This window comes from Moorena sp. SIO2C4, from assembly GCF_010672485.1.
In the GTDB taxonomy this organism is placed as follows: domain Bacteria; phylum Cyanobacteriota; class Cyanobacteriia; order Cyanobacteriales; family Coleofasciculaceae; genus Moorena; species Moorena producens.
In genome coordinates this window covers 1-5,929 of record NZ_JAAHGN010000444.1, presented here as the reverse complement: position 1 = coordinate 5,929, position 5,929 = coordinate 1, and the positions used below count along the sequence as shown (strand labels likewise).

6 protein-coding genes and 1 pseudogene are annotated in these 5,929 nt (G+C 40.1%); 3 read left to right on the top strand and 4 right to left on the bottom strand.

All coding sequences use genetic code 11. The features are described from left to right. Window positions 1–12 precede the first annotated feature (12 nt). The gene (locus F6K20_RS21470; protein WP_353736800.1) at window positions 13–228 is read left to right on the top strand and encodes a hypothetical protein; all 216 of its coding nucleotides are present in this window, start codon (window positions 13–15) and stop codon (window positions 226–228) included. 169 nt (window positions 229–397) lie between these two features. Here F6K20_RS21470 and F6K20_RS21465 read toward each other — a convergent pair whose 3' ends face one another. Further along, window positions 398–1,039, bottom strand: coding sequence for an LON peptidase substrate-binding domain-containing protein (locus tag F6K20_RS21465; RefSeq protein ID WP_287295964.1), 642 nt, complete (start codon window positions 1,037–1,039; stop codon window positions 398–400). Between the two features lie 308 nt (window positions 1,040–1,347). Between F6K20_RS21465 and F6K20_RS21460 the strand changes: the two are divergent. Both F6K20_RS21460 and F6K20_RS21455 read left to right on the top strand, forming a co-directional pair. After that, a pseudogene (locus F6K20_RS21460) lies at window positions 1,348–1,515 on the top strand (element excision factor XisI family protein); the annotation flags it as partial. A 121-nt stretch (window positions 1,516–1,636) separates the two neighbouring features. Further along, window positions 1,637–2,620 (top strand): alpha/beta hydrolase family protein, encoded by a 984-nt coding sequence (locus tag F6K20_RS21455; RefSeq protein ID WP_008185462.1) that lies wholly within the window; start codon window positions 1,637–1,639, stop codon window positions 2,618–2,620. 195 nt (window positions 2,621–2,815) lie between these two features. Here F6K20_RS21455 and F6K20_RS21450 read toward each other — a convergent pair whose 3' ends face one another. From F6K20_RS21450 to F6K20_RS21440, 3 genes are all read right to left on the bottom strand, one after another. Beyond that, entirely contained in the window at window positions 2,816–3,109 is a 294-nt protein-coding gene (locus tag F6K20_RS21450; protein WP_287295962.1) for a hypothetical protein, read from the bottom strand. A 238-nt stretch (window positions 3,110–3,347) separates the two neighbouring features. Continuing rightward, window positions 3,348–4,013: a class I SAM-dependent methyltransferase gene (locus F6K20_RS21445; protein ID WP_008185468.1), complete on the bottom strand. Its 666-nt coding sequence runs from the start codon at window positions 4,011–4,013 to the stop codon at window positions 3,348–3,350. 342 nt (window positions 4,014–4,355) lie between these two features. Next, window positions 4,356–5,333, bottom strand: coding sequence for an NAD-dependent epimerase/dehydratase family protein (locus tag F6K20_RS21440; RefSeq protein ID WP_287295960.1), 978 nt, complete (start codon window positions 5,331–5,333; stop codon window positions 4,356–4,358). Window positions 5,334–5,929 lie beyond the last annotated feature (596 nt).

Sequence of the window (5,929 nt, the reverse complement as noted above, 5' to 3'; positions counted from 1 at the left end):
TAACCACTCCAGGTGTTTGCCCGTCGAGGTATTAATTTAAGTCGGATTGAGTCTCGTCCCACCAAACGATTACTTGGTGAGTACATATTCTTTATTGAACTGGAATCAGATCTGTATACACCATTATTTAAAGCTGCTCTTGAGGAAATAATTCCTGATCAGGAAATCCTCAAGATTTTTGGCAGCTACACCCTCATAAATGTTGATAATTTTACTTTCAACAGTTAACCGTCAACCGTGAACAAAACTGTTATAGCAGTTATTAATTGGGTGAGGTACTTTCGTTCTGGGTTAATGGAAGTAGGGAGTCGGGAGTCGGGAGTCGGGAGTCGAGAGCAGCGGATCTGGCCAAAAATCCTGTGTACCTCATAGCTATGAGAAACGCTACAATTAAAGCTTAAGTCAATGCATCTTTGAGTACAGTGCGTGCTGCTAAGTGATTGCGAGTTGAAGTGAGAATTTCTGTTTCCCGTTCTAGACGTTTTTCCGTGTCCAGGGTCTCTAAAAGTGCCTGCTGTTCTAAGGCTACGCCATACAGATTGCTAGCAACCCAGTAAGACAACTCAATCGGTAGATCGGGCAGGTCTTCTGGTAGCTCAATTTTCTGGTTGGTCAACTTAGCGGAAAGACGCACAACATCCCGCAATAACTGTGCGACGTCTTTTGCCTTTGGTTTGAGGTCTTTAGCAGGTGGCTGGTCTTCAATCCATTCCACTAGTCCAACCCTATAGGGTTTTTCACGAACGTACTCTAAGAGCCGAAACCGCTGCTGACCTAAAGTTACTATTTTCATCCGGTCATCGGGAAGACGCTGAAAGTGGTTAACTTCAGCGCAACAGCCAACTGTAGCTGGTTCCTGTTTAACAGGATCCCACATTAAGACACCAAATCTGCGATCGCTATCCAAAATCGTGTTCATCATGATTCGGTAGCGAAATTCAAAAATGTGTAACGGCAGAGGGCGTCCAGGAAATAAAACTACTTCAGGTAGGGGAAATATGGGGAGTTCTCTGACAGCAATCGAGGATGAGGATACCATTGTGCCTGGGTTAAAAAGGTAACTTCGCTTATTTACATACTTTAACGGATTTTGTGTTTGACACTCCACGGCATAATTCTTCCTGTAGTCTTTTGTAGTGACCTAGCTACACTCGCGAGGCTAGGGGAGTGTAGGCTTGAGCTCCTCAGCAATAGCAGTCATAACTTACTACTCTGACAGCAGACCTGTAGGCTAAAGCATCCTGCGATACAACAGTATCAGGTCTTGATAATTGTGTATGATCCAGCCAATGAGGTGATTGTTGAATGGAGAAAGTAGCTCAATACCGCGAGTAGGTTCAGAGATTACTGAACCAGTACGCCCAGGATGATGTTTCTAATGATGAGGTGGAAGTACAACTAATTTTTGACACTGTTCGGGATCATTACCAGTGGATGAATGTGGGTTGGGAAGATTTGAATCGGATTTACCGTTCTATCGTTCATTTAGATATCAAAGACGGCAAAATTTGGCTTTTCCCAGAGTTGGTCTCGCGCCGCTAGCCTCAAGGCCGTTAGCCTTCCATCTATTGGTGTGCTTCAAAGCTCGCTGTAATTGATAAGCTGATTAAAATCTGAATAAATAAGTTTTTGTGGTATGGTTATTCGAGCAATTTTTCAGTCTACCAAAGTAGAAGATGCTTCCTCTCCATATGACACCATTCATTTGAAAGTTTTCTATCCAGCCCTGATGTCAGGCAGCGATCAGGAACAAAATATGGGTATTGTTCCTGCTGATCCTCAGCAGTCTCCCTTCAAAGTCGTCATTTTCTTTAATGGCATAAACTGTAGTCCGGAAGTATATCAGTGGCTTGCTATTAAGTTGGCAGAACGTGGGCTTGTGGTTGTCACTTTCTCCTGGGTTGCCGAAAACTTACCTGGTATAGTAGGTCTGACTCCAGGTGTTGACATCGCAATGTGGGCTCCAAACACCTATGGTTCAGCTCCAACAGCCTCTGCTTTACCAAGCCTATTGGTAGCATTAGAGAAATTACAACTTAACGGAGTTCTAGCTGGCCTGCTTGATTTAAAACACATCATTCTAGGAGGACACTCCGCTGGGGGCAGAGTTGCAATTGAAAGTGCAAATCCACGCTTCTTTCCACAAATTGTGGCTTCTTTTGCCTATGGTGCACATACAGCAGGAGGAAAGCAACTAGGATATCCATCGGGCAAAATCTTACCTTTACCTGATGCTTTACCATTAATGCTGATTGGAGGAACCTGTGATGGAGTTATTGCCAACAGCAGCCACCGCTATGGAGTAACTTGGGAACAAGCAACCACTCCAGTGTTACGCACTTTTAGAGAATCGATCTCAGGGGGCAGAGACGATAGTTATCTGCTACTTCTAGAGGGAGCCAATCATTTCTCTATTGCTTATCCATCTGATTCCACTACTGGTAGAGCTTTCCTAGACTATCCAGCATCTCAACCGGAAGACCTACTACGGAATTTGCTAGCAGAAACAATTGGTTTATTCATTGATGCTCATGTTTCCCATCAACCTCAAGCCTTGTCAGCAATCAATCAATACTTAAGTTCTGAGAACCCTTTGATTGCCTCCTTTGAACGGAAGTAATTTAAATTAATTTAGTGAGATTGTTGGGTTACTTAACTTAACCTAACCTAGCAGCGGGCTTGATCGCACTGTGTTACATTTTGACCGAAAAGTCTAAGGGCGCAAGCCCCTTGCTTCTAGCCATGGGGTAAGCCCGCAGGGAATTTATCCCTTTTCTGTCACTTTCCGAATTCAATGATTAACAAATAAGCCAGATTATCCAGAATAAAAAAAGGATTGACATTGATTAATTTCACTAATTAGCTGATTCAATCCCAGGCCTAACTTACTATTAGGTAAAATATCTAACCATGGAAAAATAAGCCATAACATCATGATGGGTTGAATCAGTAAACGAAAATTGTTTAACACATTCTTCCATCCACCTTCATAATTCCATTGTTGATGATTAATCACCTGGATATCATCAGTATCTGTCACCTCATTGGCCACTTCTGCCGATTGATTTAAAGATAAAAAAGCTGGATAATTTAAACTAATCTCTGACAATATTCATCTATTATTGATACTGTTGCCTGGGTATCCCTGGCTAAATGTTTTAGGATTTGTTCCTCTACATCTATTGCTGTGCTTACCTTGTAGAGTTTCTTTTTTTTCTTTTTCTACTTATTATAACCGGAGAGTGACAGAAAAGGGTTAATCCTTGATTCTCAGGACTATCGCACTGTTTTATCAATATTGTTGATAATAATGCCTCCTGATTTATTCTTGCCCTTACCCTGGTTCTCTAAGGACGTTTCAGCGCTAGGGTTAAGCCGTCAGCGATCGGTACCAGACTAATAGTTACTCTTTGATCTTGTTGGATTTTCTGATTAAGAGCACGAATAGACTCGGTTCTATTATCTGTTATTTCCGGATCGGCTACCTTACCTAACCAGAGCACATTATCTATCAAAATTAGTCCACCTGGGCGAACTAATTCAATGCAACGCTCATAGTAGCTATCATAGTTAGCTTTATCAGCATCAATGAAGGCAAAATCAAATGTACCACCTTGAAAGTCTGCTAGTAAACGGTCTAGAGTTTCCAATGCTGGTGCAATGTGGAGATCAATTTTTTCAGCCACTCCTGCCATTTGCCAGTAGCGACGAGCGATCGCAGTATACTCTTCACTAGTATCGCAAGCAACTACTTTACCATCTGGTGGTAATGCTAATGCTACTACTAGAGAACTATACCCTGTAAATACTCCTATATCCAGAGTTTTCTTTGCCTCCATTAGCTGTATCAGTAGTGCCATAAACTGCCCCTGTTCTGGGGCAATCTGCATTACACCCATAGGATGTTGTGCGGTTTCTTGTCTGAGTTGAGTCAAAATTTCCGCTTCTCGTAAAGAAACTGAGTGAAAGTACTCATAAAGCTTACCGTGGAGTCCAAATGTTGTACTAGACATCAGGGATTACTCTCAAATTTTTCATACACTGCTTTAATTATTATTGTTGACATAAATTGGTCAGTTAGGAAATTTGGGAACCTAAGAATACACGTTTAAGTGTGTTGAGTCGCTTCAGGGGCGACATCAGCTCTCAAAATCTGACTATATAAAGCTTTGATGCCAATGAGCTCATACTCGATACAGTCGCCAATTGACCCTCCTTTCATTGTCATGAAGATCCGGACCCTTATAACTACGTCCAAGGTCTGCCCAAAACAGCATGTATTTTTTTATACCTTATGGGCTGAAATTATTAGCCAGTATCGATGTCAGATTGCATGTCGCCCCCCCAGCAAGGATTTACTCTTGACCATACTCATCTCTAATCATTATTAACCCATCTTTTAAAGAAATTTTAGGCTCCCATCCTAACACCTGTTTCATCTTATTATTACTAGCGCACTGATTGACAATCTCTGAATAGTTTACTCCTCCTTTAACCTCCACATATTTCACTCCTGGTTGGAAAATACTAATAATAATATCTATGATATCTCTTATCCTATACTCCTTACCACTACTAATATTAAAAATTTCACCGATAATATTGGAATTTGACTCTAATGAAGCTTTGGCTACCATGATAATACCTTCAATAGCATCTGATATATGAATAAAATCCCGTGTATATTCCTGACCATTATTGGTTAAACGTAATTCAGGAGGTAGACCGTTTTGCAATCTTTGTATAGTACGTGGTACTAGACGTGAACTCTTCCTATCTAACCCTCCATAAAGATTAGCAAAACGTAAAATATTTAACGGTACTTTATAAGTAAAGTAAAACGATTGCGCTAACAAATCTGCACAGACTTTAGAGGTTTCATAGATACTTTTTGCTAACAAAGGCTCGTCTTCAAAATAGGAGTTTATTTGAGTTGCATCTCGTCCATAAACCTTATCTGTTGTACTCAAAATTAGATGACATGGATAAATACTTTTTCGTATAGCTTCTAAGAGAATATAGACTGCACGTATGTTGTATTCACAGGTTACAAGAGGATTTTTAAAGCACCATCCTTCAACGGCAACACCTGCTAGATGGATTACTAAATCAATTTTGCTTGTTAATATTTTATGAACTACTGTATTCTCAAAATTTTCCAAAGAGCCGATGATAAACTCATCATATAAATTGTGGCTGGGAGTGTTTACATCTGTTGCTATCAAATAAATAGAAGGATACTCTGTTTTAATTTTTTTACATAATTCCCCACCTACATATCCACTCGCTCCAGTTACGAGCCATACTTTATTGCTTAAGATATCTTTTAGCATTTCTAAATATAGATCAACAACAACACAGATTAAAAACGTAATTGTTCAAGAATAATCTTCTGTGATGAGCTAAGAAAGCTGTAAGGGCTAGGAGTCAAACAAAGCTAAAAGCTTTTCAAAAGCGAAGGAATTTTGTAAATACCTCCAAGGATAGAAATAATTTTAAGTGATAATGATAATAAAAAACAGCAATAATTAAATATTGTCATTATCATTATATTATAGGACGCTCCTATTTGCCTCCGGCTTGAATATTGTTTTACTCTCTGGAGCAGACAGGGATGGGAGTTATTCACACCGAAGCATAAACCAAAGTCGAAAAAACAAGCGAGACCACGCTAAAAAGACTCAAGAGCCCATGGTCGAAGATGAAGTGAGCCTCCTTGGGAGGAGCTTAGCTAATGCTTCTGAGTTAGAAGCATCTTATATTAATCTCCCGTTTTGAGGTTTTTTTTGGGCTTAAGTATCCGAAACATTGAGGGATGATAATGATTGAGTCTGAGACGTGAGTCCGCCATCTATCGGAATCAGCGCTCCAGTCATAAATGATGCACCATCTTGGGAAAGAAAATAAACAACACTAGCTATGTCTTTCA